Source organism: Acinetobacter sp. KH_038 (assembly GCF_057839405.1).
Window position 1 is genome coordinate 2,236,745 of the sequence record NZ_CM174489.1, and the last position, 26,002, is coordinate 2,262,746.

Here is a 26,002-nt window from a genome sequence, read left to right on the forward strand (position 1 = left end):
TTTAATTTATAAGATTTTTTTAAGACGGCTTTTTTTCTGGCTGACAATCAAAAACAGAATACCGTACAATGTTGCCATTCGTTAAAATACAGCTGTAGTACTGACTACCCTTTGGAATAAATAATGAGTAATCAAGATAATCGTCCAGTGATCTTGACGGGCGACCGTCCTACCGGACAACTTCACCTCGGCCACTTTGTCGGTTCATTACGTTCTCGTGTCGGTCTGCAAGACTCACATCACCAGCACTTGTTACTCGCTGATGCGCAAGCTCTCACCGATAATGCAGACAACTTCGAAAAAGTACGTCGTAACATTATTGAAGTCGCAACGGATTATCTGGCTGTTGGTATTGACCCGAACAAAACCACGATTTGTGTTCAGTCATGCCTGCCGGCATTGAATGAACTGACCATGCTGTATCTGAACTTTGTAACGGTGTCACGTTTAGAGCGTAATCCAACCATTAAATCTGAAATCCAGATGCGTGGTTTTGAACGTGATATTCCAGCAGGTTTCTTGTGTTATCCGGTGGCTCAGGCTGCAGATATTACTGCATTCAAAGCCACTGTCGTCCCTGTGGGTGAAGATCAGATTCCAATGATCGAACAGACCAACGAAATCGTGCGTCGTCTGAACCGTCAAATCGGTCGTGAACTGTTACCAGAATGCAAGGCACTTCTGTCTAATGTTGGCCGCCTCCCTGGTTTTGATGGTAAGGCGAAAATGTCGAAATCTTTGGGCAATACCATTGTGCTGGATGCGACGGATAAAGATATCAAAAAAGCCGTCAATGCGATGTACACCGATCCGAATCACCTGCGTGTAGAAGATCCAGGTCAGGTTGAAGGCAACGTGGTCTTTACTTATCTGGATGCCTTCGATCCAAACAAGGAAGAACTGGAAGAACTTAAAGCGTATTACCGCCGTGGCGGTTTGGGCGATGGCACAGTGAAGAAGCGTCTGGAAGGCATTCTCAAAGAACTGATCGGCCCGATCCGTGAGCGTCGTATGGAGCTTGCCAAAGACCCTGACTATATTATGGATATTTTGAAGACCGGCACAGATAAATGCCGTGATATTACCCAAGCGACTTTAGATGAAGTCAAAACCGGTTTAGGTGTATTCCGTTTCTAACAGAAAATAATCGTCTAAAGCCCTTCATATGAAGGGCTTTTTTATTGTGAGGTATTTATGCGCAATAAAACAGCAACTCCCCTCATAGATTCTCCATAGTTTTAACCTTAATTAACATCTATTAACATGAATACTGATGAGTCATTTTTTATCAGGCCGTAATATAACTACATACAGTAAGGAATCAGATTTAACTCTCTCCACAGTTAATCTCGATGTAGTTTGAAAGAACTTTCCTTTTTCTACGCAATGATCACCCCAATCATTGCGTTTTTTTTTGTCTTTAATTTTATAAAATCTATAAAAATAAAAAATCCTGCCGGATCAGCAGGATTTCAGTCTATTGGACTAGTATTTAAATAGTCCTTTTTCTAATGGAATTTCAATTCCAAGAGAGGCACCGCCATCTTGTCCATTCACATCTGAATCACTGACCCAGGCATTAATTTTTAATGGCATTTCCGGGCGAATATAATGCGACCATGTCACATCCAGTGCTTTAATTTTGTCATCAAAAGCGAAGGCAGTATTGTTTTTAGCCGCACGCTCTGACTGATTGACATCAGCAAATAACACTCGACCAGACAAACGGTTCATAGGATCAATCCGTATATCGCCACCGACAGATACCATCTGTGCATCACCGCCTAAGGCATGAGCTAAAGGATAACCATGCTGATAAAAACCATCGGTATAAGTCGAATGATTATAGGAAACACCTCGTACCTTGCCATTAGTCCGTGTATCCGCCCATTCTGCATAGAGTTGATATGGCATGTTTCTGATACTGGCGGAATAATCAACGCCGGCAAGATACATTTTTTTCGCAGGCAAACCACCTGCTTCATCTTCACCTACGTATTGGCCGTATAGCCCCATTGGAACCTGTACAAGAGGAAACAGATTTAAACGTGCATCAAAGCCAGCAATCTGGTTCGATGGATCTGGTTCACCTGTACCTCCATTATCTTTATTCCCGACAAAAGCATCCCACAGCGAACTTAAACTTTCAGGTCGTCCTTCACCACCCCATTGAATAGCACGAGAAGCCCCGAGTTCCAAATAAGATAAAGGCTGGGCCGTAACACGTAGTCCTATCAATTTGGCATCTGGAACTGCACTATAGTCATCAAGTTGACCGGCGAAAGCCTGATATTGCCATGGCCCTACCCAAGAAAGCCACTTGTTTTCAAAGGCTTTTTGCTCTGCACGTTGCGCACTAAAACCATATACTGGACGGCTGGCATCACCACGAATCAAGCTACCATCATGGCCCGGTCCCCAGTAAGTTGGAATCTGCCCTGCAATTAGCCATTGATTCCAAAGTTTTCCAGCCAAATAAGAGCCTTCAAGATTCACATCCTGATCATTATCAATTTGTGGATCTTTTTCAGCATTTACTCGAAGCTTGGCATCCCAGTTACTGTTTCCTGCATTCAGTTCCAGGGCAGCTTGAAATTGTGATTTTTGCTGATCTCCGAAAGCCTGTGGAATATTTTTTTGATCAGTTTCAGCAAACAAACCTAATTTCACTTGCTGATTATCCGCATTTAATTGAGCAAGGACTGACTCTATCACACGTTGCTGAACTGTATTGCTGACCTGTGCATTCGATAAGGCGCGCTGAATTTCATCCCCACTCAATGGCCAAGTCGATGTACTGATCTGAATTACGCCCTGCTGGTTTAACCAGTTTAGATCGGTACGTAAATTCGCATCATTTAAAACTAAGCCCTGAGCCAATACAGGGAGGGAAAGCGTAGTCAGCAGTACGCTCAATAATGATCTTTTTAGCAACATGGGATGCATATTCTCAAGTTTATTTTCTGCTTCACCATAATCGCTCTCATGTTAATTTTCAACGACTAAACTGTTGTTTTTTACTCGAGCTTTCAAATCCTGCAAGCAAAAAATAACCCACGCAATGGTGGGTTATTTAACATGAATTAAGCTTAATTTTTATGACGCATATGCGGGAACAAGATCACATCGCGAATACTTGCTGCATTGGCAAAGATCATTACCAGACGGTCAATACCAATACCTTCACCGGCTGTTGGAGGAAGACCGTATTCTAATGCTTCTACAAAGTCTGCATCATAATGCATGGCTTCATCATCACCGGCATCTTTTTCAGCAACCTGTGCCTGGAAACGCTCAGCCTGATCGATTGGATCATTTAACTCCGAGAAACCATTTGCCAGTTCACGACCACCAATAAAGAATTCAAAGCGGTCGGTAATATGCGGATTGTCATCATTGCGGCGTGCCAGTGGAGAGGTTTCCGCCGGGTATTCAGTAATGAAGGTTGGTTGACGCAATTTGGTTTCTACAGTTTCTTCAAATACGATAGTTTGCAGTTTGCCCAAACCAAAACCAGGTTTCACTTGCTCTTTCAATTCATCCTGAAGGAATTTTGCCAGGAACTCACGGTCATTGACATTTTCCGGAGTGAACTGCGGGTTATGTTCCAGAATCGCGTCGAACATTGAAATTTTCTTGAATGGACCTTTGAAGCTATACACTTCCTCACCATAAGGCACATCAGTCGTACCCAGGATATCAAGTGCCAGTTTTTCTAGCATTTGCTCGGTCAATTCCATCAGATCCTTATAATCTGCATAAGCCTGATAAAATTCGATCATGGTAAATTCAGGATTATGACGCGTAGACACCCCTTCATTACGGAAGTTACGGTTAATTTCAAACACACGTTCGAAACCACCTACCACCAAACGCTTTAAGTATAGTTCTGGTGCAATACGCAAGAACAATGACATATCCAGTGCATTGTGATGTGTTTCAAACGGACGTGCCGATGCACCGCCTGGAATCACATGCATCATTGGTGTTTCCACTTCCATATAACGCTTTTCAGTCAGGAAGGCACGGATACCCGCTACAACTTTGGCACGAATTTCAAAGGTTTTGCGGGTTTCTTCGTTAACAATCAGATCCAGATAACGCTTACGATACTTCACTTCAGTATCATTCAGACCGTGGAACTTGTCTGGCAATGGACGCAATGATTTGGTTAATAATTCAAAATGTTCAATGTGTACATAGAGATCGCCTTTACCTGAACGACCGATATAACCTTCGACTGCAATGATATCGCCAAGGTCTAGACCTTTGATGGTCGCAAGCACATCTTCAGCCAGTTCTTTACGAGCCACATAGAGCTGGATACGACCTGTCATGTCCTGGATCACGATAAATGAACCACGGTTCAACATCACACGACCGGCAATTTTGACGTAGACCTTTTCGCCTGCTTCAATTTCTTCTTTAGATTTATCAGCGAACTGGTCTTGTAAATCTTGCGCATAATGCTCACGCTTAAAGGTATTTGGCCATGGGCTTTTCCCTGTTTCTTGTGCCTGAGCTTCGATTTGCTTTAACTTGGCATGACGCTGTGCAATTAAATCGTTTTCGGAAATGATTTGTTCAGAAGTCGATTGAGCGTTAGTTTGCGTCATCTCTGCCTCGAATAAGATTAGTTAAAAAATAGAAGTTGCATAGAATAGCAGAAATCCTTGCCAAATCGTAGCGTAAACACTTCGCTAAAGCGGCTTTTCTTTGGAAATGTCCACTATTTTGGTATTTATCATCCTGAAGTTGGATTTGCCCTGATTTTCCATTTTCAGTGTTCTTTCAAGATGTTCTGCAAGATCCCGATGTTCTGTCTTAGCTTAAAGTCCAAGTAGTAGAAATTTCAGGGCAATTACAGCCCGGAAAAATGGCGGCTTAGACCAATAGCTAACTGCCTTCGATGTCCACACGTTCTACAATGATGCTCAGCTTGAAGACGATATGCCCCCATAAATAACCAATAGGGCATGTCCCATAAAAATGAGTAAAAATTATGTCTAAGATTTTGTTTTTACATGGCTTAGATTCCTCCAGAGAATCCACCAAGTTTCACGCTATTGATGTCGTGCATAAATACTGTATCGATGTCGATTATCGTAACCTGAGCTACAGTTCAGTCGCCGATTTTTATCATGAGATGATTGAGACCATTAAACCGGATATTCTGGTGGGCCATAATCTGGGTGGCTACTGGGCACTGAAAATGTCGCAGGTTTATCAAATGCCCTGTGTGGTGGCAAACCCCATTTTGCAACCCAATTTCCGGGATGACTATCCGGCTATTGGTCATGGTGATTTACAGCATGATATTCCGCAGTTTGCCTATCTGGAACTTGGCGATGAAATTCTGGATATGCACGCAGTTCAGGCCCAACTTGAAGATTATATGCAAATTCAGGCAATTGATGGCGGTCATCATCGACTGGAACATCCGGAACAGATCAACCTGTTGATTCAGGAAATCGAACATCATTTTATCAGACAATAAAAAAGCCCCGAGATTGAGGGGCTTTTTTTAAAGTTGCAATTTAAGCAACTGCTGCTTCTGGCTGAGATTTATCATCCAGTACTGACCAGATCTCCAGACCCAATTCCCCATGCAAATCAGGAAGATCAAGGAAAATGCTGGCACCCAGCACTTCATGCTGACATTTAACTGCCAATTCATTTACCGCTTTTAACGTTCCACCTGTGGCCAGAACATCATCAACAATGATGACTTTTTGCGACTGAACTTCTGCAGACATTTCTAAACGATCCAGACCATATTCCAGACTATAACCAACACCCACAACTGGAGGCGGCAATTTTCCTGCTTTACGCACCAATAATAAGCCTTTGCCGGTACGTTGTGCCAACAGGCTTGCCAACACGAAACCACGTGCTTCAACTGCAATAAAACTTTCTACTTCTGCCAGTTTGTCGGCAGGAATACTGGCAATCAGGGCATCAGTGAGTGGACCGATATTGCTCATGAAAAGTGGGGTCAAATCATAGAAACAGATTCCTGATTTTGGAAAATTCTGGACCGTACGAATGTGAGACCACAAAGAAGTAGACAAATTGCTCATGGGAGATCTTAAAAAAAAGAGAAGGAATAAATGAATTTTAAACTCATTTTAGGCTAATGAACAAGTCAAGCTGTATAATAAAAACCCGATATTCAAATACAAGATATTGATTTTTATTATATTAGTTTATTTTTAAAAAAATTATTATAATTTTTTCCTAGTTTAAACTACCGAAATAAATGATTTTTTACTGCACGACTTTGGTCTATAAGGCATACTTCAAATTAAATTGTGCCCCGGCAGGCTTTAATCACGCAACAATTGAGTCGGTAAATTCGATTGGAGCAATTTTCAAATAAATCAGGAATACAAACTCTATTCTGCTGCTAATTTCGCTGATTAAGCTTTTATTCACTTTACTTTCTGAATAGAACTGCGTAAAAATTTAGCCAAATATGTTCACTGTTAAAAAGTCATATTATTTTAGAGTCTTGCCATTTTATGGATTTTAAGCTGACATTTAGACTTGTTCAGTTTTGGAGAGTTACATGAAAAAATATCAATGCATCGTATGCGGATGGATTTATGACGAGGCAGAAGGTTGGCCTCAGGATGGGATCGTTGCAGGAACCAAATGGGAAGATATTCCTGATGACTGGACCTGCCCTGATTGTGGCGTGTCTAAAGTTGATTTCGAAATGATCGAAGTCTGATCACGTCAAGTTAAAGACCATGTCGATATGGTCTTTTTTTATGTCCTTATTCTCATTTATATACCGTATGGAGTCCTACAGCATGGAAACAACTATACATCCTATCGTCATTATTGGTTCAGGTATGGCAGGTTATGCTGTAGCACGTGAATTTCGCAAACTTAATCCAGAGCATGAACTGCTGATGATTTGTGCGGATGATGCGGTAAATTATGCCAAACCGACATTGTCCAATGCCCTGGTCGGCAAGAAAGCACCGGAACAGATTGCGCTCGGCGATGCAGCTAAAATGTCAGCACAACTGAATATGCAGATTGAACAGCAGACTTGGGTCAAAGCGATTCATCCGGAAGAACATCAACTGGTGCTGGAAAAAGACGGACAGGAACGTACCCAGCATTATGCCAAACTGGTTTTAGCAGTCGGTGCCAATCCGGTACGTTTGGCCATTGCTGGCGATGCCAGTGATGAAATTCATGTGGTTAACAATTTAAATGATTATAAAGCATTCCGCAGCAACCTGGCAGCGCGTCAAGATAAGCGTGTAGTGATTTTAGGTGCCGGCCTGATTGGCTGTGAATTTGCCAATGACCTGCAGAATACCGAACATCAGGTCACAGTGATTGATCTGGCACCACAACCACTTGGCCGTTTATTGCCTGAACATGTGGCCACTGCCTTCCAGAAAAGTCTCGAAGAAACCGGAATCCGTTTTGTCTTGGGTACGACAGTCGAGAAAGTTTCTCGCGCTGACAATGGCGATTATCTGGTTATGCTGGCCAATGGTCAGTCTCTGGTTGCTGATGTGGTGTTGTCTGCGGTGGGTTTACAGCCAAATATTTCTCTGGCCAAACAGGCAGAAGTGCATACCAGTCGTGGCATTTTAACCACGGCGCAACTGGAAACCAATCACGCAGATATTTATGCAGTAGGCGACTGTGCTGAAGTCAATGGAACCTTATTGCCTTATGTCATGCCCATCATGCAACAGGCTCGTGCCCTCGCCAAAACCCTCAATGGTGAACATACTGCCGTGCATTATCCGGCCATGCCAGTCGCAGTCAAAACCCCTGCTGCGCCTTTAACTGTCCTGCCTGCACCAGTCGATGTCGAAGTCACCTGGGAAACTGAAGAGCTGGAAGATGGCATGCTGGCCAAAGCCATCGACAGTAACGGTACCTTGCGCGGTTTTGTGCTCTTGGGTGCAACTGCGGGCAAACAGCGTCTGTCTTTGACCAAGCAGGTTCCGGACTTGATTCCTGCTGCGGTTTAGCGGTTTAATACTCAGGATATTTTTTAAACAAAATATCCTTTAATTAGGACAGCAATCATGCACAGCGCATTACAGTTTAATCTTTCTCCTTATAGCGCTTTCATGCGTGAAACCAGAGTTGATCTGGGCAACGGTGTTGAATTACACGTTGAGGTTGGCGGAAATCCGGAACATCCCACGCTGCTACTGATTATGGGACTGGGTGCGCAAATGCTGTACTGGCCGGACTTTTTTTGTAAATCGCTGATTGATCAGGGTTTCCATCTGGTACGTTTCGATAACCGCGATATTGGTCTGTCTTCAAAAATCCACAACAAAGGCCCGCGCCTGAATACCCTGAAAATGATGAGCCGTTTTGTACTCGGTCTGGGCAATCAGGGAGCACCTTATGACCTGTATGATATGGCTGAAGATGTCAGCCTGCTGATTGAGAAAATGCAGCTGGGTCAGGTCTATGTATTGGGCGCCTCAATGGGCGGTATGATTGCCCAGATTCTGGCAGCACGTTATCCGGACAAAGTCAGAAAGCTGGGTTTACTGTTTACCAGCAATAATCAGCCGTTGTTGCCACCACCCTTTCCCAAGCAACTGTTTAGTTTGATTGACAAACCGGCGTCAACAGATGAAGATGGCATTGTAGATCATAGTCTAAGACTGTTTAACATTATCGGTTCGCCAGGTTATGTCAATCATCTGGAAGCGGTGCAAACCGCACGTAAATTATATAAACGAAGTTACTATCCTGCCGGTGTACTTCAACAGTTTTTAGCAATATTATGTACAGGTTCATTGCTGCAACTGAACAAGCAAATCAAGCAAGAGACCCTGGTAGTTCATGGTGCTCGTGATCGATTGCTGCCTCCCAGTCACGGAAAGGCCGTTGCAAAAGCAATTCCAGGGGCTAAATTTGAATTAATTGATGGAATGGGGCATGATATCCCACCGCATTTTATTCCATATCTTAGCGAATTATTTGCTGATCATTTTAAATCATAAACATTAGGACACTATGGCTGCATTACCATCCCTAAGACAGCTGTCATACCTCGTAACACTGTCAGAGACGCTGCATTTTACAGAAGCTGCTCGCCGCTCATTTGTCACCCAGTCAACTTTGTCTGGCGGCATTATGGAGCTGGAGCGTTTACTCGGTGGCGTACTTGTTGAACGCGACCGCCAGAATGTTCGTTTAACGCCTCTTGGTGAACAAGTGGTTGCACGCGCACGTGTTCTACTGGCCGATGCTCAGGACCTGATGCGTTTAAGTCGTGAGATGAGTGAACCATTAACCGGTGATTTACATCTTGGTGTGATTCCTACGATTGCGCCCTTCCTGCTGTCACAACTGCTAGAAGAAGTGCATAAACAGTTACCAAAAATCCAGTTGCATCTACATGAAGCGCAAAGCGAAAAAATTGTAGAAAAACTGGAACATGGCAATCTGGATATGGTTGCCTTGGCCCTGCCTTTCGATACGCGTGGCCTGAAAGTGGCCGAGATTGCCAAAGAGAATCTGTATCTGGTCTATCAAAAATCAGATCAGCACGCTGCACAAGCAAATTCTCTGGAAGATCTGGATCTGTCTCGCCTGATGTTGCTTGAAGAAGGTCACTGCTTACGTGATCATGCCTTGAGTGCCTGCCCGATTGGTGAGCGTAAAAATGATCATCGTTTAAAAGCCAGCTCATTGCCGACGTTAATCGAAATGGTATCTGCAAATCTTGGCTTTACCTTGCTGCCAGAAATTGCCATTCATACCAATATGATCAAGACCAATCCTGAGATTCAGGTCAAAGCGATTGATTCAGCTCCAAGTCGTACCCTGGCATTGGTAACCCGTAAAAGCACGCCGCTACAAAGCGAGTTTGATGTGTTATTACAGATTTTCCAGAAAATCACTCAGCACCATGCTGCCTGATTTTAGCCTGATCAAAAGGAGCACACTCGTTGCTCCTTTTTTTATATCTCAAAGTTGTTAAGGCCAAGCATAACAAATCCGCTTAAGTCTTCAACTGACTGTGGATGTCATCGCTTTTAATCTGCAATACCTGCTATTTAAGACGAAGATCAGGGGGATTACTGTTAAATCCCTATTTTTTGGGATATGCATTTTATTTTGCTTCATTCACAGTATAGCCTTGTCTCAGAATCAACAGGATTGAACTGATTGGCTACTCCCTTACCCGTGCCGGTTTTATTAATAGGTTCATCTGCTGATTTTGGGCTATCAAAAATACAGAGCGTGCTGCAACACTTAGGTTATCAGCCCGACATGCTGCTGTATGCAGAGCATATCCGGTCAGCACAAGACAGAATTATTGAACATCTGCCTAATCTGATTTTATACTTGGTAAATCAAGCTTCAGAGCTGCATGCAATTCCGCAGATTAAGCAGTACAGCCATAGTACGCCTGTAGTTGTCCTACTGCATGCTGACACTCCGGCACTGATTTATACTGCAATCTTGTGCGGCGCAAATAGCTATATGCAGCAGCCAGATTCACTGCTGCAATTTTCCGAAAGCCTGAAAATTGTGTTGCGTGGTGGTGCCTATATTCATGCGGAACTGGCAGGTTATATTCTGCAACAGCTGAGCGATAAAACCTGTCTCAACGTAACTGAATTGCAGCTCTTGCAATTATTCAGTCAGCAAAAAATGCCAGCAGAGATACAACATCAGCTACAGCTGCCTGACTATCAATTATATGCCAAGGTTAAACAGATCTATCAAAAACTGCTGATGTCATCTGATTAAAACAATTGCATGCTATTTTCTGGTCAAAAAAGGCTGAATTTTCAACCTTTGGAAACATTGAATTTTATTTAAACAACTCTAATAAAATACGTTGTGCATTATGCGGCTTTTCACCTTCTTGCGGTTGCGCTCGCAGCCAGGTGCCATCACCTTGTAATAACCAGGATTGCTGATTATCTTTCAGATAGTTGAGCAGGCCCTGTTGATAGATGCGTTTTTTCAAAGTTTCATCTTCTACCGGAAAACAGGCTTCAACCCGGTTAAACAGGTTGCGATCCATCCAGTCTGCACTTGAACAGTAAATCCGTGCATTGCCATTATTGCTGAAATAATACACGCGGGTATGCTCCAGAAAACGTCCGACAATCGAACGGACCCGGATATTTTCCGACAGACCCGGCAAGCCCGGACGCAAGCTGCAAATCGAGCGGATAATCAGGTCAACCTGTACGCCGGCCTGAGAAGCCTCATAAAGTTTATTGATCAGTTGCATCTCGGTCAGCGCATTAACTTTGACAATGATCTGCGCCGGCTTGCCTGCCTGGGCATTCACAATTTCATTATCAATATAATTAATCAGTTGGGCATGCAAGGTAAACGGCGCATGTAGCAGCTTTTTCAGCTTGGCCATTTTCCCCATACCGGTCAGCTCCTGGAAAATACGGTGTACATCTTCACACAGGTCTTTGTCCGTAGTGAGCAAACCATAATCGGTATAGATCCGCGCATTGCCAGCATGATAATTACCGGTTCCCAGATGCACATAGCGCACCAGCTTGTTATTTTCCCGGCGAACCACCAGAATCATTTTGGCATGGGTTTTATAGCCCACAATACCATACACCACCACCGCACCGGCTTCTTGCAGGACATTGGCAACTTCAATATTGGATTCTTCATCAAAACGCGCACGTAACTCAATCACGGCGGTGACTTCTTTACCATTGCGGGCAGCTTCGGCCAGCACCTGTACAATTTCAGAATCTGGGCCACTGCGATACAAGGTCTGTTTGATTGCCAGCACTTGCGGATCACGTGCCGCTTCACGTAATAATGAAATGACAGGGGCAAAAGATTCAAAGGGATGATGCAGCAAAATATCCTGCTTCTGCATGGCACTAAAAATATTTTCAGATTTTTTTAGTACTTTAGGAATGATCGGAGTATGCGAATCATAGCGCAAATGTGGGCGCTTAAAGTTAGACAGCAAACGTGCCAGATTGACCGGACCCGCAACTTTATAAAGCTGCTCTTCTTCCAGATCAAACTCATTCAGCAGATATGCATAAATATGTTGTGGACAGTTTTCTGTGACTTCCAGACGTACAGCACGGCCAAAACGGCGTGAACTAAGTTCACCTTTGAGTGCCTTGGCCAAATCTTCGACATCTTCATTCAGGGCCAAATCGGCATTGCGAGTCACGCGGAACTGATAACAACCGGTCGCGGTCATGCCAGGAAACAGATCCGAGACATGCTCATGAATAATGGCCGACAACATCACATGATGCTCTTTGCCATCGGTCAGCTCATCTGGCAGACGTACCACACGTGGCAGTGAACGTGGCGCAGGCACCACCGCCAGATCAATCTGACGGCCAAAGGCATCCTTACCTTCTAAAGTCACGATAAAGTTCAGTGATTTATTCACCAGACGTGGAAAGGGATGCGCGGGATCCAGACTGATCGGCGTGAGGACGGGCGCCACCTGTTCCTGAAAATATTTTTTCACCCAGGCTGATTGTGCCGGAGTCAGTTCACCACGGCGCAGAAAACAAATATCTTCATCACGCAGTTTTGGCAAAATCTCTTCATTCAAAATACGGTACTGGCGTTCAATCGCAGCATGTGCAGTTTTAGAAATCTGTTCCAGCACCTGCTTGGGAGTCAATCCATCCGGGCTACGGCTTTCATTGTCCAGATCCAGCTGCTCCATCACTCCTGCAACCCGAATTTCAAAGAATTCATCCAGATTACGCGAAAAAATTAACAGGAAATTCATGCGTTCAAGCAAGGGATGTAGCGGATCGACAGCCTGTTCCAAGACTCGCAAATGGAAATCTAAAATAGACAGTTCACGATTTATATAACGATCATTATATGTATATTCGGGCTGTACTGAAGTGGTGCTGGCTGCCGTATTCATATCAAACCTACGCGGATTTAAAATTGTGCTTATCGCTTCAAGTATGCTTCAAATTTATGACAATTTCATAAAAAAAGCCCAAATAATTGGGCTTTCTCTGCAAATAATCTTTTAGGGTAATTCTGCATAACGCATATAGCGCTGAATCATGCGCTTACGGGCATTTAAGGCAGAGGAGTTACGATGATCCTGAAAATATTTCGGATTGGTCAGAATGGCTGCCAGAAAGATGGCCTGATCCTGGGTCAGGCTTTCTGCGGTCTTGCCAAAATAATGTTTGGCCGCTGCTTCCACTCCATAAATATTGTCGCCGAACTCAATCGAGTTTAAATATACTTCCAGAATCCGCTGTTTCGACCACATGCGTTCCATCATCCAGGTCGCCACCGCTTCCTGACCTTTACGCACAAATGAACGCTTATTGACAAGAAACAGGTTTTTGGCCAATTGCTGGGAAATGGTAGATCCACCGGCCACTACCCGGCCCTGATCCCGGTTTTTATTCAGCGCAGTTTGGATTCCGTCCCAGTCAAAACCATGGTGATGCACAAATTTTCCATCTTCGGCAGTGACGATGGCCCGTTTCAGATTCAGGCTGATCTCATCATAGGGACGCCACTGATGCTGGATGGCTTTAGAAGGTTCAGTCCAGTAATCAATCCGCATCATCATGGTGGTGTTGACCGGATTGGTTCGCCACCAGGCCAGACTGGCAAAGATCCACAATTGAATGAGCAAAATCACACTGAGGATGACGAGCATCGTGCGGATCAGAAAGGCTTTCATGTCAGTGCGTTACTCCTTAAAATTTGATTTTTCGTGTTAAGCTTATTCGAAATTTATAATCACAGTAAAAAAATAGCATGTCTGAATACTCTCCCCCAGTGGCACACCGCAAGCTTGAAATGCATCTTTGGTGGATTACGGCCATTTTAATCGGAATTAATGTCGGATTGTTTGGCTGGCAGGCGCTGAATGGCATGGACATCAGTCAGCCGAGTACCCGAGATGCGATTCTCTGGGGTGCCGATTATGCACCTTTAACCTATTTAGCGGAACCCATGCGTTTGTTTAGCAGCATGTTTTTCCATTTTGGCCTGATTCACCTGATGTTGAATATGTGGGCATTGTATATTTTTGGTAGTGTCGCTGAACAACTGTTTGGCCGTGTGTATTTTATTGGCTTATATATATGTGCCGGTTTAATGGGCAGCCTGCTCAGCGGCTATATGAATATTCAGGACAGCTATGATCTGATTGCAGGGGGTGTGGCCAACCCTGATTTATTGCCTGCTGTGAGTGCCGGTGCATCTGGTGCAGTGATGGGACTAGGCGCGTCACTGACGGTATTGGCGCTATTGCCAATGCTGCCCCAGCAGCGTTTTATTCTGGATAAAAAGACCTTGGTAATGGTAATGGGTCTGAACCTGGCCATGGGTTTCATGATCAGCGGAATCAACAATGCCGCACATATTGGCGGCATGTTGATGGGTGCTTTGCTAACCTTGCTGTGGTACGCCGGACAAAAAATGCAAGGTAGCCGCCTGATCAACCTGATCGCGCTGCTGATCGGTTTTGGCCTCTGTGTCATGTTTTATCAACATAACCTGAGTCTGCTCGAAGCAATTCGTCCACTCTGGCAAGAGATTCTGGCGCTAATGCAACAACAATTACGGCTTTAGATCTGGGCCAGTTTAAAAGCCACAGAGATGAATCTTACTGATTCATCTCGCGCAAGCTTTGCAAGGGCGGAATGTCCGACAGATAACTGAGACGATAACGGCCAATCAGCGCACACAACACGGTCATGAAAATCGGCAGGATAATCCAGATTTCCCAGTGCGGCTGAATCATTAAATCCATACGATAACTGGCGATTGCGCTAATTACCTCGGCAAACAGACAGGAAACGATTCCGGCAAACAGGCCGATAAACCCAATTTCCAGGCTCATCATGGTCTTCAGTTTTTGCTTGGAACTGCCAAATGAGCGCAGTAAGGCCACTTCGCGTTTGCGTTCATCCATGAGCAGGTTCAGGCAGGCCATCAGCACCAGAAAACCGGAGATACTGACCAGTACGGCCAGAATTGTCACGATCTGCACCAGCACATTTACAATGCGTTTGATCTCTTCCAGAATCAGGCTGACATCAATAAACACGGTATTGGAAAATTGCTGGATCACAGACACCAGTTTGTCCTTATCTTGCTCCGGCACATAGAAGCTACCCAGATAACTGCCTGCATTAGCATCCATAGTATTCGGAGCAAAAATAAAGAAGAAATTCGGGCTAAAACTTTCCCATTCGACCGTTCTTAAATTCACCACTTTTGCTTCCAGTACACCTTCCGGCAGACTGAAACTGAGTTTGTCTCCAATCTTGATGCCTAATTCTTGCGCTGTATTGGCTTCGACCGACACGGTGCCGACCTGTGCTAAAACTGCTTCGCCACTTACAATCACATTGTCTTGTGGATAACGGTCTGACTGGGTCAAGTTCAGTTCACGTCTTAAGGTATTGCTGCTTTTAACCAGTTCTGCGGCAAAGGGCTGATCATTTTTAGCCACCAGACGTCCACGGACATTCGGATAAAGTGGTGTACTTTTCCAGCCATTCTGTTCTAGTTGCGCTTTTAGATCCGGCATATCAAAAGGCGGCAAACCATAGACAAACTGATTTGGTGTACCTTCCGGTAACTGTTGTTGCCAACGCTCTAACAAGTCTGTGCGTAATACAGCTAACACGGTAATCAGGCTTAAGCCTAGCGCCAAAGCAGTAATCTGCAAGGCGGTCTGGGATGGTGTGCGTACATAGGCCGACAGATTCAGCTTTAAATTGCGCAGCAGCTTTAATATCAGCCATACCGTCAGATAAAGCACCGCACATAACACAATAATCGCGCCAATCACCCAGGCAGTCAGCAGCAGGTTTTCGGTTAAAATCACGCTAAAAATAATCAGGCTCAGCGTTCCGGTCAGCAGCATCCATAGCATGGATTGCACTGATTTTTCCTGCTGGCGAATCACCCGAATCGGTGGCGTGTTCAACAGCTGCAATAGGCTCGGCATGACAAAGCCCAACAGCACCACAGCACTGGTCAGCATCGCCACGGGCAATGGCCCCAGCAACATCGCGATCGCCGAGAATTCAATCTGCAAGTTTGGAATCAGTTGCAGCATCAACTGTAATAATCCATAACCCAGACCGATCCCGACCACTGTACCAATCAGCATGGCAATCAGCAGCACCATGCCCAGCAAGGCCAGATAAGCCGATAAAATCTGCTGTTTGGTCGCACCGATACAGCGCATCAGGGCAATATGATCCTGATTCTGTTGCACATAGCGCTGCGCGGTTAGGGCGATGGCGATCCCGCATAATAAAATCGTCAGAATATTGGCCAGTTGCAGGAAAGTGTCCAGATTGGCAATCGGCTTCATCAAGCGGGTATTGCCTTCACTGGCATTACGTAACCTGAGACTGCTTTGCTCCTCAGACTCCTGCCCCTGCACGTCCACTGGTGTTTCAGCCGCGCCGTTTGCTGACTTGAGCTGCTGCTTGAACAAAGCTTCATACTCTTGAGTATGGTCAGGAGAACCGGCCATGAGCAAGCGATATTCAATCCGGCTGCCGATCTGAATGGCATTGGTTCGCGCCACATCTGCCTGGGAAATAATCACCGTTGGCGAGAAGCCGGAAAATCCAAGCTCCTGATTGGAGTCCTGTTCAATCTTGGCAGTGACTTTAAACGTGGCATCGGCAATATTCAGCTGGTCATCGAGTTTGACCTTAAGCAGGTCCATGGCCCGTGGACTAAGCCAGATTTCACCCGGCTGAATCTTCGCTCTGGCAGGTTGCAGCTGCAGCTCGCCGCGCAAGGGAAAGGCCTGATCAATGGCCTTGACATTAACCATGACAAACTGATCATCGGTATAGGCCATGCTGCTAAAAAAAGTAACCTCTGACTGCTGTAAATCCAGTTGCCGCGCCTGATCACGCCACTGCTCCGGCAAAGGTTCATTGTCGGAAAGCACCAGATCACCGGCCAGCATTTCTGCGGCCTGCAAGGCGACTGCATTTTGAATCTGTTCATTACTAAACTTGAGCGCCGTTGTTGCACTAATCGCTAAAGTTAAGGCAATAATCAGCAGATAAATTCCGGTACTTTTAAAGCTTTGCGTCAGTAAAGGACGAAATAGCGGATTCATTTCACCCTCCACTCGGATGTTCAATCAGCTGACCATTCAGCAGTTCAAAATGTCGCTGGCATTGCTGTGCCAGTTTGCGGTCATGCGTCACCAGCACCAGGGTCGTGCCTAATTCCCGGTTCAACTGAAACAGAAGCTGTTCAATTTCTTTCGCCGTTTCTCCATCCAGATTGCCCGTCGGTTCATCGGCAAAAATAATTTTCGGTTCACTGACCAGTGCCCGTGCAATCGCGACACGCTGCTGCTCCCCGCCAGACAGGACTTTCGGGGTCTGTTGTGCCTGTCGATCCAGGCCAACTTTATGCAGCAGCGCCAAGGCTTTTTGCTCGGCTTCCGCATATTTAAAAGCCGGCTGCAGGCGCAGTGGCAGCATGACATTTTCCAGTGCCGTCAGATGCGGCAACAGCTGAAAAGACTGAAACACAAAACCGATATTTCTCAAACGTACCAGCGCGCGTTGTTCTTCATTCAAGTTAGACACCGATTCGCCGCAGACCATGAGCTGGCCAGAACTGGCCTGATCTAGAGTCGCCAGAATGCCCAGCAAGGTAGATTTTCCGGAACCGGAACGGCCAGTAATCGCCACCTGCTCCCCGGCCTGAATCTGTAGATCAAGATCTTCAAAAATAGTCAGCTGTTTTTGTGAAAGTTGTATCTTTTGTGTCAATTTCTGGGCAGAAATAATCGCCTGTGGCATGATAGTCGAATCGTTGCTACTTTGAATCATACGTATCCTATATGAAAGATCTTAATCAGAAAACTCGGGTATTGCCTTACTTGTTTTTGCTCAGTCTCTGCCTGTTACCACTCGGTGTATCAGCAAAGACGATTATGATTTTAGGTGATAGTTTAAGTGCTGGTTATGGTATTCAACCACAACAAGGCTGGGTACATTTATTACAAAAGCGTCTAGAACAACAGTATCCGAAACAGCATAAAGTGGTCAATGCAAGTGTCAGTGGAGAAACCACCAGCGGCGCCCTGGCCAGACTGCCAAAACTGTTACAGACGCATCGTCCCGATGTGGTGGTGATTGAATTAGGTGGCAATGATGGCTTGCGCGGACAGCCGCCACAAATGATTCAAAAAAATTTAGCCAGCCTGATTCAGCAGAGCCAGAAAGCCAAGGCCAAGGTGGTGGTATTTGGCATGAAGATGCCGCCCAATTATGGTCAGGCCTATAGCAAGGCTTTTGAGAATAATTATAAAGTGGTAAGCCAGCAATATAAGGTGAAGTTATTGCCGTTTTTTATGGAAGGTATAGCCGGCAATAAAACCCTGATGCAAAAGGATCTGATCCATCCGAATGCCAAAGCGCAAACGATCTTGCTCAATAATGCCTATCCATACATTAAAGGCGCTTTATAAAGCGCCTTTAAATGATTTTAGACCGTATTTAAATAAATATTGCCTAGAAATCGAAGAACAGTACTTCACCGGTTTCCAGTGAATATTCAGCGCCGACTACTTTGAGTTTTCCTTGAGCAATCAGGTTTTCCAGAACGGCTGAGCCATGACGTAACTGATTGACTGAAGCAAAGACATTTGAACGTACCGCATGCTTGGACAGTTTGGCCAAATCATTTTTCAGTTCAGTTTGCATTAAGGTTTCGACTGAAGGGCGCACGCGGTTCACAATCGACATCAGGTTTGCCGATGGCGGACAATCCGGGCACATCAGGGTATCAATCGTGGCTTTAACCGCACCGCAGTGACTGTGACCGAGTACCACAACAATAGCGCAGTCATAACGCTCCGCGGCAAACTCAACACTGCCGACCTGGGATGGTGCAACAATATTGCCGGCAACACGAATCACAAAAAGATCACCCAAACCCTGATCGAAGACCATTTCGGCTGGAACACGCGAATCCGAACATCCCAAGACAATCGCAAAAGGATTCTGATCCTCTGCCATTTCTGCGCGCTGTTGGTGGCTAAGCTGTTTTGGATGCGAGGTATCGCCGCTGACAAAACGTTGGTTCCCTTGTCTAAGACGTTCTAAAGCTTCTTGAGCTGTGAGCATTCTTTTCTACCACCGATGGTTTTAGTTGCAATATCTTACTGCCAGTTTTTTTGAATGTCACTTGCAAAAAAACTTAGCTGGCTAAATTTTTAGCATTTATCTGATTTCATTTTTCAAGAATTTTTCGAGAATCCGATCACACTTTAGCCTTATTTAATGCCTTTCAGCAAAAAACTAATGAGTGACAAGTGCAGGGATTAATTTAAAATAGGGGGTAAGAATACAGTTGTATGGGAATACTGTTTTCAAATTTATAACACGGAAGTATTTTGGGCACTTTGCCCAGTGTGTTTTTTGGGGGAATGTATCAATGAAGAAAATAATAAAGTTGCGTTCGAAAATAATCTGCTCGACCTTAGTCGCATTAAGCATGGCCTTACCCAGCTTGACGCATAGTCAGTATCTGTTGAGCCAGCCGAATGATAAGCCTGCCAGAATATTACAGCAACATTTGCAGCAGGAACGTCTGCAAGCTGGACTTCAATCCAAAACCCTCAAAATCGGTGAGGTGACCTGGAGCTATAGTGAAGGCGGTGCCAAGCACAAGCCCTCAATCCTGCTGATTCATGGCCTAGCCGGCACCCGTGACAACTGGAACCGGGTAGCTCAGTTTCTGACCCCACATTATCATGTGATTATTCCTGACCTGCCAAGTAACGGCGATACCAAGGTTCCGGACAATTTTGATGTGTCTGTGCCAAATGTAACCTCTCAGCTACGTTCGTTCATCGAAACCTTGAATGTGGACGAGAATCTGCATATTGCCGGACATTCTCTGGGTGGATCAATTGCCACGGTCTACGCCTCGCAATATCCGTTTGATACGCAAAGCCTGTTTTTAATCAATAGTGCCGGCCTGTATAAAATGGGTAATACCCCTTATACCAAAGACCCGCAGGCTCTAAAAGATCTAATCGTCAGCAAGCCCGGCGACCTGCAAGATATCTCCAGACAGCTGATGCAGAACCCGCCGGTAATTCCTTATCAGCTACGCCATGCACAGGAAAAACTGCTGATTGCACGCGCTGAACAAACCAGTAAATCCATTGATCAGGTGGTGATGCTGAATCGGATCTATACGCCAGAAACTTTTGCCCGCCTGACCCGCACAGTCGAAGCACCGACTTTAATTTTATGGGGCAAACAGGATCGGATTATTAATGTCGAAGTGGTCAAGGAACTGCATGCCCTGCTGAAACGTGCCGAAAAACCGGTCATTTTGAATAATGTCGGGCATATGCCAATTCTGGAAGCAGAAAAACAGGTGGCACAACATTATTTGCCATTTCTGGCCAAGACCCAGACCCTAAAAAACCCACTTGCTGATAAACTCATTCCTTTAAATTAAGTTTCAGAGATGCTATGCAGAAACACCCCATGATTGAGCAGTTGATCGACGCTCAACTTGATTTTCTCGATCAGGCATTTGCTCAATCTGAAACAGTTCAAAGCGAGTTTCATGCATTTTATTTGTGGTTGCGCAAACAGACGCTAAAAGAGCTGTGGAGCTGTGATCTGATTAATCAGCTGTTACAGAAACAGATTCTGGGCACAGCCGCCAGTGCCTTTCTGATTGAACAGATTGCTGAACATATCCGTTTTGCCTTGGTACATCCGGTCAATGATACCACCAAGATTGCCGATATCATTCCGGTACTGACCGTAGACAAGATCGCACAATATGTGGCCAGCAAAAGTGGGCATCGTCAGCGTCTGATTAAAACCGTAGTGAGTAATCCGGCATTTTCGGCCATGATCACGCAACTGATCCAGCATTCGATTCAGGATTATCTGGATAATTCCATGATTGCCAAAAGCGTACCCGGTGTTTCCCGTTTTATGAAAATGGGCAAGTCGGTACTGGAAAATGTCACGGATACCAATCTGGACAGCACCATTGCACGTTATCTGCAAAAGAATATTCTCAAGCTCAGCCAGATGAGTGAACATGTGCTGAACCAGCATTTTGACGATGAAAAACTCTATCATTTTCAAGCCAATCTCTGGCATAAAATCAAAGATATGCCGGTATCGGTCGTGAAGAATTATATTGAATTGCAGGACCTGAATCAGACCGTCGGCTTAGGTCATGAGATTTGGGATCATCTGCGTCAGACGGACTATTTGCAGCAGCAAGTTCATGATGGCATTCATACCTGGTATGTACGCAATCAGGCCCATACTTTTGACCAGTTATTACGTGATCTGAATATTGATGAAGCTCTAATCCAGCATGAATTGCAGCAACTGCTCAGCCCGGTAATCCAGCAGATGGTTTCACAGGGTCATTTACGTGAACGTGCCCGCATCTATCTGGAACGGTTTTATTATCATGAAAATACTTTGAAAATTCTGAAGATTTAAAAAAAAAGCCGCTTTATAGCGGCTTCTTTATCTCAATGAATCAGAACTCATATTTTGAAACTTTATTTTCAATTTGAGTCAATTGCCGTGGCGCAATCTTTCATTATCCTGAGTTGAATCTTGTCTTTTTTCATCATTTGATTGAATCTATTTACTTGATTTTGATCGACCTGTTCTGCTGTACTTGAACATGGATGCACATAATGTGCATTCATCATAAGAAAAATCGTTTCGATTAGGAAGATCGGATTATTTTTAAAAGCAGGCAAAGTTAATAGTTCTCCAAAGCTGATTTCTTTTTTTGACAAACACTCAATTAAAGGTGCAATAATTTCTTTTGGCGCCTTAATTTCACCTATTACTGTTTTAAAACGAATACCGCTATTTTTGGGTGCCTTTGTCAAAAGCTTAAAATCGATTTGGTTAATAGCACTGAGATGATCTGCATTTTTAAATGCTGCTGGTTTTCTTTGAAAAATATCTGCTCTCTGTTTTGCATCTCTGGCCAAGTCTTTTAAATATTCTTTTAAAGCAGGCGCCTGAGTATCATGTATGATTTTCTGCATTTTGAGTGGGATGCTAATACTGTCCATATTTTCACATGGATTCGCGCTGCCTAAATAGGCTAATTGCGCCGCTTGATGCACTTGATGATGCACATCAACACTGTACTGGGGTTGCCAGTAATCAGTTAAAAACTCATGTGCCAAATAGGCGGGTCTTTGTTCTAAAGTTTTGAAAACAGCTTCTATTTTGGGATGATCAATAAAAGCACCTGCATCATTTAAGTCATAAAACAGTTTCTTTCCTGTCTCTATACTAGCTAATGAAGATGCCTGATTATGCTGATCGACCAGATTCAAAAGTTTCTGTACAGGCAACAAATCAGCCGAACCCGGATAGCACATATAATGCAGATAAAATATTCCCAAATCATTTAAGGATTGCGAAACAATGTCCAGAATGTTTTTTTGATGGGCCGGCGAAATCCAAGAAAAAGTGCCATGATTCACAATGAAATCAAACTTCAGGATATTTTTTTCTAGAAAGGCTGAAAAATCACAGTGTATGAACTCGATATTTTTAAGCCCTAGCGATTGCGCTGATTGTTTGGCTTTATCAATATGATCTTTATTGAAATCAACCCCGACAAAATAACCTTCTGGATAATTAATGGCACATACCAGAAGATTTGTTCCTGTTGCACAGGCCAATTCCAGATATGAAAAAGATTTTGTAATATCTATAGTTTTGAAGCCCAAAAAATTGATTACTGTATTTAACCAGAGGGGTTGCATTTCTTTATAAAAGAATGCCGGGTAAGTGGTATCAACCACATAGCCATCTTTTTTGTTCATATCCTGCCTGATCAAACTTGATTTAAAAAATATATTTCTTCGAAGAATGGGGCTTTACAGCCCCATGAATGTTTAGAATTTCAGATTTACCGCAAAGCTATATTTTCTGCCATCTAAAACAGAGGAATTACCATCATCCACAACATTCTTGTTGGCTAAATTATAAATGCCAGTTGAAAACTGCAATTTATCATCATGTTTATAGACAGCGCCGACATCTATAAAGGTATATGAAGGTGTTTTAACACCCCCCGTGGTTCCGGCAGTTTCTCCACGGTAGTTGAGCTGTGACCATAGCAATACTTGATCATTGAGCTCCCAGTCCAGGCCGGCATTAAACATATGTTTAGGAATATCGCTTAATGGCTTGCCTTGATGTTGACCCGATTTTTGCTCGCTGTCGGTATAGGTATAAGAATGGCGGTACTTCACATCATCTCTAACTTGATAGTCTGTGGTGATTTCTAGTCCCTGAATTTCAGCCTCATCTACATTGTAGTTGTAGGTATAGCCATTAGCATTGAAAGGAAGTTCCGGATTATCAATATAGAATTGACTGCCATCTTCCTGACTGCCTGCCACTCGAGAAGATCTGGTAATTTTGTCTTTGAAGTCAGTTTTAAAGAACATCAGGCTTCCAAGTAAACCCAAATCCGGATTTTGATAAGCAATTCCGGTTTCATAGGTTAAACTTTTTTCAGGCTCCAAATCCGGATTTGGCAAAATTGCACCGCCCATTGAGTTAAGCATATACTCCGGAGAAGAATTTCTTAAGCTTGGGGCTTTATAACCCGAGATCACCCCACCTTTGACAATCAAGCTATCTGTTGCGTTATAAACCGCATAAGCTTTGGGACTAAAGTTACTCCCGAAGAATTCGTTTTCGTCATAGCGTCCACTAAAAGTTAAAGCCAGATCATCAGTTGCATTCCAGGTATCTTCAGCAAATAGAGCCCATTGGTATCTATCCATTTTGGTCACCTTGCCTGCCATCGCCTTCTGCTGATTGGTGGTGCCATCTTCCAGATTTTCCTGTTTAAAGTTTGCACCGACCGTCAAGGAATGCTGATCAAAAAAATAGGTGCCTTGAGAGTTTGCAGTCAATGTTTCAAAAAGTATGCCACCCGGATTGGTCACACTGCTTCCATCTTCAAGAGTTACTGTTCTGCCGGTAATGGAATTATTTTTATCTTTATCGTATTGCACATAGGAATTAACAACAAATTGATCATATTTGCCTTCATGACTTAAATTGTAGTTATTTTTTTCAAGTTCAGAATAACTTCTATTACTGGTCGGCAACATGCTTCGTCCCGGTGTATGCGTTCTTTCTTGTTGTGTGGTTGAATATTCAGCCGTAATGGTATTGTTTTCATCAGGCGTGAAGACAAACTTTCCGCTCAGATTTTTTTTATTAAACTCCGGATCACTTTCAGCCGATTCTGTATTGTTCTTTTGAAAACTGCTCTCTTCGATGTTTTGAAATCCTGCATTTAATTGCAAAGACAAGAGCTTATCAATCAAGGGTGTATTGATATACAGACTGGTATTGGTTGCATCATTATTTACTTTGTTTGATTTATCCGCTTTTATATATTCTGTACGGACACTTGCTGTCATCTGATCTTGGTGTTTTTTGGTAATGATATTAATTACCCCGCCCATTGCATCTGAACCATATAAAGATGAAGATGGTCCACGAATAACTTCGATTCGCTCAATGGCTTCAACAGGTGGTAAGAAATTAATAGAGGCACCCTGCACGCCCCCATTTGTAGTCAATAAACTGCCATCATTCATGGGTTTGCCGTCAATCAAAAACAGTGTGTATGCTGAACCCATACCACGGATCGAAACTGTCTGGTTAGTACCGCCCCCCTGCACAAAAACACCTGGCACATTTTTTAAAGCATCCGTCACATCACTATAAGATTTTTTTTCTAACTCTTCCGCAGTAATTACAGAAATAGTTGCAGCTGCATCCGCAATATTTTGTTCATATCCCCCTGCTGTAGTAACTACAATCGATTTTAATTTTGTTGATGCTGCCTGCTGTACTGCTTCATTTTCCAACGCAATATTTTCTTCCGCCTGCACATTTACAGCGATTGCTGAAACTACAGCAAATGCCAAAGTTGTTTTTAAGAATGGCTTATTCATACCTTGCGCGCCCTAATATTTATGAAGAGATCATGTTTATTCGGTTGCAAAGTGTAACAGCTTCTCCATTGAATGCAATTACTATTGATAATTATTATCATTAACATTCACTAAATTTTAAGCCGGATATAAAAAAACCTCGAAAGTTCGAGGTTTTTTGAAATGTGCTAAATAACCTGTTATAGGACAGCTTATTTCATGTACGCACCTTCAGATTGGCTATGATCTGTTTCATCAACTACATGCATCAATTCAGGAACATGCTGTTTTAATGTGGTTTCAACACCTTGTTTCAAAGTGATGTCAATCGCTGAACAGCCCTGGCAACCACCACCAAATTTAAGTACTGCGGTTAAACCTTTTTCAGGGTCTTCTTTGACTTCAACCAATGCACAGTTACCACCGTGTCCTGCCAGGCCTGGATTAATTTCAGACTGCAATACATAGGTAATACGCTCTTCTACCGATGCATCTGGCCCCACACGTGGCACTTTAGAGTTCGGCGCACGGAATGTCAGCTGACCACCAAAACGGTCTTTGTTGTAGTCAATCACTGCATCCAGTAAATATGGAATTGACGGCGCATCGATATAGGCAGGGAATTCAGGATATTCCTGCTTATAATCTGTCGGTACAACTTCATCAGGTGCACTATAGGCCATGCAACATTCAGCACGAGGAGTACCCGGATGCTCTACAAAAACACGCACACCAATACCCGGAGTGTTCTGTTTATCCAATAGATCCTTTAAATACTCTTGTGCTGTTGGTGTAATCAATAAGTTGGGAATTTCACCAACAACTGGAGTGCTGCTGTTCTCAGTCGACATAACAATAATTTCCTCAAGCTCAAGTGGCCATTTTAACTGAAGATGCGGGGTAATTTTTAAAAATCAACTAAAATTGTCGGATTTATTATAAAAGTACAACTTTAGTTTGCTTTTAATGGCATCATAATTGGCAAATAGGCACCATTAG

Annotated in this window: 22 protein-coding genes; 11 read left to right on the forward strand and 11 right to left on the reverse strand. The window is 43.8% G+C overall.

Annotated features, from left to right (window positions below):
* Window positions 1-123: 123 nt before the first annotated feature.
* The gene (trpS, locus tag AC3IT7_RS10585; RefSeq protein ID WP_489248436.1) at window positions 124-1,137 is read left to right on the forward strand and encodes a tryptophan--tRNA ligase; all 1,014 of its coding nucleotides are present in this window, start codon (window positions 124-126) and stop codon (window positions 1,135-1,137) included.
* Between the two features lie 348 nt (window positions 1,138-1,485).
* Here trpS and AC3IT7_RS10590 read toward each other — a convergent pair whose 3' ends face one another.
* Both AC3IT7_RS10590 and lysS read right to left on the reverse strand, forming a co-directional pair.
* On the reverse strand, window positions 1,486-2,937 hold the full coding sequence (locus AC3IT7_RS10590) for a capsule assembly Wzi family protein (protein WP_489248437.1): 1,452 nt from the start codon (window positions 2,935-2,937) through the stop codon (window positions 1,486-1,488).
* Between the two features lie 152 nt (window positions 2,938-3,089).
* On the reverse strand, window positions 3,090-4,616 hold the full coding sequence (lysS, locus tag AC3IT7_RS10595) for a lysine--tRNA ligase (RefSeq protein WP_489248438.1): 1,527 nt from the start codon (window positions 4,614-4,616) through the stop codon (window positions 3,090-3,092).
* Between the two features lie 386 nt (window positions 4,617-5,002).
* On the opposite strand from lysS, the gene AC3IT7_RS10600 reads away from it, so the two are divergent.
* Entirely contained in the window at window positions 5,003-5,497 is a 495-nt protein-coding gene (locus AC3IT7_RS10600) for a YqiA/YcfP family alpha/beta fold hydrolase (protein ID WP_489248439.1), read from the forward strand.
* A 40-nt stretch (window positions 5,498-5,537) separates the two neighbouring features.
* Here the strand turns inward: AC3IT7_RS10600 and AC3IT7_RS10605 are convergent, their stop codons facing one another.
* Window positions 5,538-6,080, reverse strand: a complete 543-nt coding sequence (locus AC3IT7_RS10605) for an adenine phosphoribosyltransferase (protein WP_489248440.1) — start codon at window positions 6,078-6,080, stop codon at window positions 5,538-5,540.
* 488 nt (window positions 6,081-6,568) lie between these two features.
* Here AC3IT7_RS10605 and rubA point away from each other — a divergent pair, with 488 nt between their 5' ends.
* The 5 genes from rubA to AC3IT7_RS10630 all read left to right on the forward strand — a co-directional run bounded on the left by rubA (window position 6,569) and on the right by AC3IT7_RS10630 (window position 10,761).
* Window positions 6,569-6,733 (forward strand): rubredoxin RubA, encoded by a 165-nt coding sequence (gene rubA / locus AC3IT7_RS10610; protein WP_005096258.1) that lies wholly within the window; start codon window positions 6,569-6,571, stop codon window positions 6,731-6,733.
* A gap of 94 nt (window positions 6,734-6,827) precedes the next feature.
* On the forward strand, window positions 6,828-8,006 hold the full coding sequence (gene rubB / locus AC3IT7_RS10615; RefSeq protein WP_489250008.1) for a rubredoxin reductase RubB: 1,179 nt from the start codon (window positions 6,828-6,830) through the stop codon (window positions 8,004-8,006).
* Between the two features lie 57 nt (window positions 8,007-8,063).
* Window positions 8,064-9,002 (forward strand): esterase EstB, encoded by a 939-nt coding sequence (estB, locus tag AC3IT7_RS10620; protein ID WP_489248441.1) that lies wholly within the window; start codon window positions 8,064-8,066, stop codon window positions 9,000-9,002.
* Between the two features lie 13 nt (window positions 9,003-9,015).
* Window positions 9,016-9,924: a LysR family transcriptional regulator OxyR gene (gene oxyR / locus AC3IT7_RS10625; protein ID WP_489248442.1), complete on the forward strand. Its 909-nt coding sequence runs from the start codon at window positions 9,016-9,018 to the stop codon at window positions 9,922-9,924.
* 249 nt (window positions 9,925-10,173) lie between these two features.
* Complete coding sequence (locus AC3IT7_RS10630; RefSeq protein WP_489248443.1) at window positions 10,174-10,761, forward strand: response regulator; 588 nt, start codon at window positions 10,174-10,176, stop codon at window positions 10,759-10,761.
* Window positions 10,762-10,825: 64 nt separating this feature from the next.
* Here AC3IT7_RS10630 and ppk1 read toward each other — a convergent pair whose 3' ends face one another.
* On the reverse strand, window positions 10,826-12,907 hold the full coding sequence (gene ppk1, locus AC3IT7_RS10635) for a polyphosphate kinase 1 (protein ID WP_489248444.1): 2,082 nt from the start codon (window positions 12,905-12,907) through the stop codon (window positions 10,826-10,828).
* 111 nt (window positions 12,908-13,018) lie between these two features.
* Window positions 13,019-13,693, reverse strand: coding sequence for a monofunctional biosynthetic peptidoglycan transglycosylase (gene mtgA / locus AC3IT7_RS10640; RefSeq protein WP_489248445.1), 675 nt, complete (start codon window positions 13,691-13,693; stop codon window positions 13,019-13,021).
* Window positions 13,694-13,770: 77 nt separating this feature from the next.
* Here mtgA and AC3IT7_RS10645 point away from each other — a divergent pair, with 77 nt between their 5' ends.
* Window positions 13,771-14,589, forward strand: coding sequence for a rhomboid family intramembrane serine protease (locus tag AC3IT7_RS10645; protein WP_489248446.1), 819 nt, complete (start codon window positions 13,771-13,773; stop codon window positions 14,587-14,589).
* Window positions 14,590-14,623: 34 nt separating this feature from the next.
* On the opposite strand, the gene AC3IT7_RS10650 is transcribed toward AC3IT7_RS10645, so the two are convergent.
* On the reverse strand, window positions 14,624-17,116 hold the full coding sequence (locus AC3IT7_RS10650) for an ABC transporter permease (protein WP_489248447.1): 2,493 nt from the start codon (window positions 17,114-17,116) through the stop codon (window positions 14,624-14,626).
* A 1-nt stretch (window position 17,117) separates the two neighbouring features.
* Entirely contained in the window at window positions 17,118-17,843 is a 726-nt protein-coding gene (locus AC3IT7_RS10655) for an ABC transporter ATP-binding protein (protein WP_475654209.1), read from the reverse strand.
* 11 nt (window positions 17,844-17,854) lie between these two features.
* On the opposite strand from AC3IT7_RS10655, the gene AC3IT7_RS10660 reads away from it, so the two are divergent.
* Window positions 17,855-18,484: an arylesterase gene (locus tag AC3IT7_RS10660; RefSeq protein ID WP_475654208.1), complete on the forward strand. Its 630-nt coding sequence runs from the start codon at window positions 17,855-17,857 to the stop codon at window positions 18,482-18,484.
* Between the two features lie 43 nt (window positions 18,485-18,527).
* Here the strand turns inward: AC3IT7_RS10660 and AC3IT7_RS10665 are convergent, their stop codons facing one another.
* Window positions 18,528-19,142: a carbonic anhydrase gene (locus AC3IT7_RS10665; RefSeq protein ID WP_475654207.1), complete on the reverse strand. Its 615-nt coding sequence runs from the start codon at window positions 19,140-19,142 to the stop codon at window positions 18,528-18,530.
* Between the two features lie 310 nt (window positions 19,143-19,452).
* On the opposite strand from AC3IT7_RS10665, the gene AC3IT7_RS10670 reads away from it, so the two are divergent.
* Window positions 19,453-20,490 carry an alpha/beta fold hydrolase gene (locus tag AC3IT7_RS10670; RefSeq protein ID WP_489248448.1) on the forward strand — a complete coding sequence of 346 codons (1,038 nt, stop codon included), beginning with the start codon at window positions 19,453-19,455 and terminating at the stop codon, window positions 20,488-20,490.
* Between the two features lie 14 nt (window positions 20,491-20,504).
* The gene (locus tag AC3IT7_RS10675) at window positions 20,505-21,506 is read left to right on the forward strand and encodes a hypothetical protein (protein WP_489248449.1); all 1,002 of its coding nucleotides are present in this window, start codon (window positions 20,505-20,507) and stop codon (window positions 21,504-21,506) included.
* 68 nt (window positions 21,507-21,574) lie between these two features.
* On the opposite strand, the gene AC3IT7_RS10680 is transcribed toward AC3IT7_RS10675, so the two are convergent.
* The 3 genes from AC3IT7_RS10680 to nfuA all read right to left on the reverse strand — a co-directional run bounded on the left by AC3IT7_RS10680 (window position 21,575) and on the right by nfuA (window position 25,854).
* Entirely contained in the window at window positions 21,575-22,864 is a 1,290-nt protein-coding gene (locus AC3IT7_RS10680) for a class I SAM-dependent methyltransferase (protein WP_489248450.1), read from the reverse strand.
* 72 nt (window positions 22,865-22,936) lie between these two features.
* Window positions 22,937-25,024 carry a TonB-dependent receptor domain-containing protein gene (locus tag AC3IT7_RS10685; protein ID WP_489248451.1) on the reverse strand — a complete coding sequence of 696 codons (2,088 nt, stop codon included), beginning with the start codon at window positions 25,022-25,024 and terminating at the stop codon, window positions 22,937-22,939.
* Between the two features lie 191 nt (window positions 25,025-25,215).
* A complete protein-coding gene (nfuA, locus tag AC3IT7_RS10690; RefSeq protein WP_489248452.1) occupies window positions 25,216-25,854 on the reverse strand; it encodes a Fe-S biogenesis protein NfuA in 639 nt (212 codons plus the stop codon).
* Between the last annotated feature and the right edge of the window lie 148 nt (window positions 25,855-26,002).